The following is a 3,944-nucleotide window of genomic DNA, read 5'->3' as shown; positions in this document are numbered from 1 at the left end:
TGTCACTCGCCAGGGGGATGGGGCCACGTCTCGCCAGGACCATGGGGCCAGGTGACGGGCATCGAAGGACCGGGCCGATCTGATGCCACAGATCGCGGTGCCGGTCGAGCCCGGAGGCCCCACAGGGGCCGACGTCCGCTGGCTCAGCGGCGGCGGGGTGGTGTTATTCGGTATGCGGTGCCGAGCGTTGGTCCCGAAGTCGTTCACCGGCATTGGCACCGACTGCATGAACACGTTTGAGCTGAGGGCGCCTTGGCGCACCTCCACTGGTTGCGGTTGGTCGCCGCACGCGGCGGCGAGCAATATTGGCAGGAATACAGGCAGCAGGACTTTCTTCATGACGGTAACCCCCTGTCACTCGCCAGGGGGATGGGGCCACGTCTCGCCAAGACCATGGGGCCATGTGACGGGCATCGAAGGACCGCCCGATCAGATGCCACAGATTTTCGACCGGGTCGAGCCCGGAGGGCCCCGGCTGGGGCCCGACGTCCGGGACGTCATCGGCGGCGAGCGGCGGCTTTGGTACGTGGGTGGACTGGGACCTTCTTCACCGGAGCCGAAGGCGGAGGGGGCAGCTTGTCGATGTCGGGCTTGAGCCGCGATCGGTAGGACTCGCCGTCGACGACGAGGTCGAAGGCGTTGTTCTTGAATCGATCGACGGCACTCTGGGCGAGCAGGGCGTCGTCGAAGGTGGCGATCCACTCGGCCGTGTCGCGATTGCTGGTCACGACGGTCGAGAAGCGCGCATTGCGCTCGACGAAGAGCTGGTAGATGTCCCTGCTCTCCTCGCGGCTCATTGGCTCCAGCGCGAAATCGTCGATGAGGAGCACGTCGACGGTGGCGAGCTGGGTCATGACGGCCTCGCGTGAATTGTCCATGCGGCTCTGCTTGAGCAAACGCAGAAGCGCATCGGCGCGCAGGAGCCGGACATGAAAGCCGGCGCGGCAGCAGAGGTGACCGAGCGCGTTCGCGAGGAAGGTCTTCCCGACGCCGACAGGACCGAGGATCACAGCGTTGCGATGATCCTCGACGAAGCGAAGGGAGACGAGCTCGTTCATGACCCGGCGGTCGTAGGTCACCTTCGCGCTCTTGTCCCAGCGCTCAAGCACCATGTCCGGATCCAGTCCGGCCTGCTCGGCTCGCCGGGTGGAAGCGTTGCTATCCCGCCGCGAGATCTCGTCGACGAGGAGCAGCAAGAGCAGGTCCTCGTAGGGAGTGTCCTCCTTCTCGGCGAGGGTGAATCGCTCGGCCAGGGTGGGCAGCAATCCGCCGAGGCGAAGGCGCTTGAGCGCGGCCACCAACTCGGTGCTGACGGTGCGCGCGCTCATCGCTCACCTCCATCCTGACCGTCGGTGTGCTGGCCGCGGTCGACGACAACGGTACGCGTGGCGAATGCTGAGGCGTCGCGGGCAAAGCGCGCTGGCAACGCGATCACGCGGCCAGTGGCGACGGCGGCATCCTCGACCTTACGAGCGTCCTTGAGCATGCCCTCGAGGCGCAACACGTCGATCACGCCAAACGCGAGCGCGCGAGCGCACAGCGCGTTGACGCGATCCTGGCCGTAGCGGCCGCACAGACGCAAGAGCTGGTAGGCCTGTCGCAGCTTGATCCATGGCACCGGACCGCCGAGCAACCTCTCGGCGAAGGCACCCACCTGCGCGCCCTGCTCGCGCGCGCTGCGGAGGACGGCGTCCACGTCGCGCAGCGCCCACGCCGCCTTCCCCGGCGGAAAGTCATTCGGATCCGTCGAGCGCTGCCCCGCCGCCTTGCGCGGATGCACCTTGATCAGCTCTGACCCGAGATAGAGCCGAACCGACGAGCGGTCGGCGCGCGCGTCGAGCACCTTGCCGATGTAGCGCGTCGGCACCGAGTACAGAGCCTTGAGGACCTGCACGTGATGATCCGGGTGGACCTTTGGCTCCGACCAATGAGGCACATCGAAGGGCGCGGCGGGCGCCGGTTGCATGTGCGACCGCTCGTCGCGGTCATACACGTCGCGCGGCACCTGCCTCGTCGTCCCGTGCACGCGCGCGCCGGCCACGTCACGGCACCAGGCCTGGGCGTGCCGGCGAATCTCGGTGAGGTCGGCGGTGAAGACCTCGCCCGCGAACCACCGCTCGCGCACGTACGGTACCTGATTCTCGACGCGCGCCTTGTCCCTCGGATGCCTGACCCGAGCCGTGTCGGCGAAGACGTGTCGCGCGTCCGTGTAGTCGCGGAAGGCGCGATTCAGCGTCGGATCGATCTTGTTGGCGCGGACCACCATCGACGACGCGTTGTCGAGGATGATGTGCTTGGGCACGCCACCGAAGAATCGCCACGCAGCGTCCAGGCCCGCGCACACGTCCTCAACGGTCTGCGTGAACGTCGGCCAGACGTGCATGTACCGGCTGGACGACAACGTCACGATCAGCGCCCACACCCGACGCGGCTTCCCACCGGGATCGGTCACTGTCCCCATCAGCCCGAAGTCGATCTGCGCTTCCTGCCCGGGCGGTGGATCGTCGAGTCGCACCGTCGGTGCTTGCTTGCGCCAGCCGAGCTCTCGACTCGCGAACCGACGCAGGGTCGTGTAGCCGACCGCCACGCCCTCGCGCGCGAGCAGCTCGTGAACGCGAACCAGCCGCAGCGGCGGCTCGCCGTCGAGCCACGCCTCGATCTGGGCGCGGCGACCAGTGAGTGTCTGCCACGCTTCCGACGGTGGGGGCAGCGGCCGCGCTTGCACCTGCCTCCCGACGGCGCCGGCGATCTCATCGGTCACCATCGCTTGCGGCTCGAGTCCCTGCTCGCTGGCCTGGTCCAGGTAGCGACCAACCGTTTTGCGATCCAGTCCCGTCTCGCGCGCGATCCGTCGTGCGCTTTGCCCCGCCTGTCGACGGCGCAACACCTCTCGTACGTCTTGCATCTTGATCTCCCGAAAGCTCATGCGACCTCCCGGCGGCCGTCGCGCGGCTGCCTGGCGGTCTGTTTTGCCTTCGGTCCTCGATGCCCGGGTCAGCCTTCGCTCAGGTCACGGGGTGGCCCCATGACCCTGGTGATCGACTGGCCCCATGACCCTGGCGATTCAGAGTCCGATCACCCGCGACCCTGGCCCCATGACCCTGGCGATTGGGTGGCCCCATGACCCTGGCGAAAACGTCAGCCGCTGGCCCCATGTGCCTGGCGACCGACACGCAGCACCGCGTGCACCATCGCGACCACTGGATCGGCGGCGTCCAGCAGCCGTCGCGATCGTTGCTGCGCCGGCGCCAGCGCGGCGCGATCGGGCGTCTGTGCGCGTACGTGGTCGGGATCGATCCCGTATGCGCTCGAACGCAGCCATGACTCCTGAATGGATTGACGCAGCTTCACGCCGAGATCTCCACACACGAGAGAACAGCGCGACTCGTCCGGCATGGTGATTCCGTGGGAACACCATGGGCAGCAAAGTCGTCCGCATCAAGCGCGTGCGTGTGGCGTCGGCGAGTGAATGTGGAGCTCATCCCCACCGTCAGACACATGGGAACGAAAGGAGAAACGATCATGTCCAGGTTCACGTCTTGGTTCGGTTCGCGTCTCGGCCGTGTCGTCCTCGGCGCCACGCTGCTTCTGGTCCCGGTCGCCGCGCAGGCGCGTGGTGAGCGGCTCGAGCGGCGGGGCGAGCGCAACGAGGTGCGCGGCGAGCGCAAGGAAGTGCGCGGCGAGCGCAACGTCGATCGCGGCGGGCACAAGGAGGCGACCGGCGCCCGCCAGGTCGAGAAGGGCGAGCGCCAGCAGCAGCGCGCGGAGCGGCTGGCCGCGGAGGGCCGCCCCGGCGCCGCCGCGCGCGAGGAGGCCAAGGCTGACCGCAATATCCGTCGCGGCGAGCGCAAGGAAGCGACCGGCGAGCGCCAGGAGGCGCGCGGCGAGCGCCAGGAAGCCCGCGGCGCCCGCCAGGAGACCCACGGCGAGCGCCAGGAGCTCCG

General features: G+C 68.2%; 4 protein-coding genes. 1 reads left to right on the top strand and 3 read right to left on the bottom strand.

Annotated features, from left to right (window positions below; translation table 11 throughout):
* Window positions 1-497: 497 nt before the first annotated feature.
* From VMS22_05865 to VMS22_05855, 3 genes are all read right to left on the bottom strand, one after another.
* The gene (locus VMS22_05865; GenBank protein HXJ33551.1) at window positions 498-1,328 is read right to left on the bottom strand and encodes an ATP-binding protein; all 831 of its coding nucleotides are present in this window, start codon (window positions 1,326-1,328) and stop codon (window positions 498-500) included.
* Window positions 1,325-2,926: an IS21 family transposase gene (gene istA / locus VMS22_05860; protein HXJ33550.1), complete on the bottom strand. Its 1,602-nt coding sequence runs from the start codon at window positions 2,924-2,926 to the stop codon at window positions 1,325-1,327. The genes VMS22_05865 and istA overlap by 4 nt, the downstream gene beginning before the upstream one ends.
* Before the next feature lie 212 nt (window positions 2,927-3,138).
* Window positions 3,139-3,396: a hypothetical protein gene (locus tag VMS22_05855; protein ID HXJ33549.1), complete on the bottom strand. Its 258-nt coding sequence runs from the start codon at window positions 3,394-3,396 to the stop codon at window positions 3,139-3,141.
* A gap of 69 nt (window positions 3,397-3,465) precedes the next feature.
* Here VMS22_05855 and VMS22_05850 point away from each other — a divergent pair.
* Window positions 3,466-3,944: hypothetical protein (locus VMS22_05850; protein ID HXJ33548.1), on the top strand; the 479-nt coding region annotated here is incomplete at its 3' end.

The sequence above is a fragment of the Candidatus Eisenbacteria bacterium genome (assembly GCA_035577985.1).
Lineage (GTDB): Bacteria > Desulfobacterota > Binatia > DP-6 > DP-6 > DATJZY01.
The sequence above is the reverse complement of the archived record's forward strand: the minus strand, read 5'-3'. Positions and strand labels throughout refer to the sequence as shown.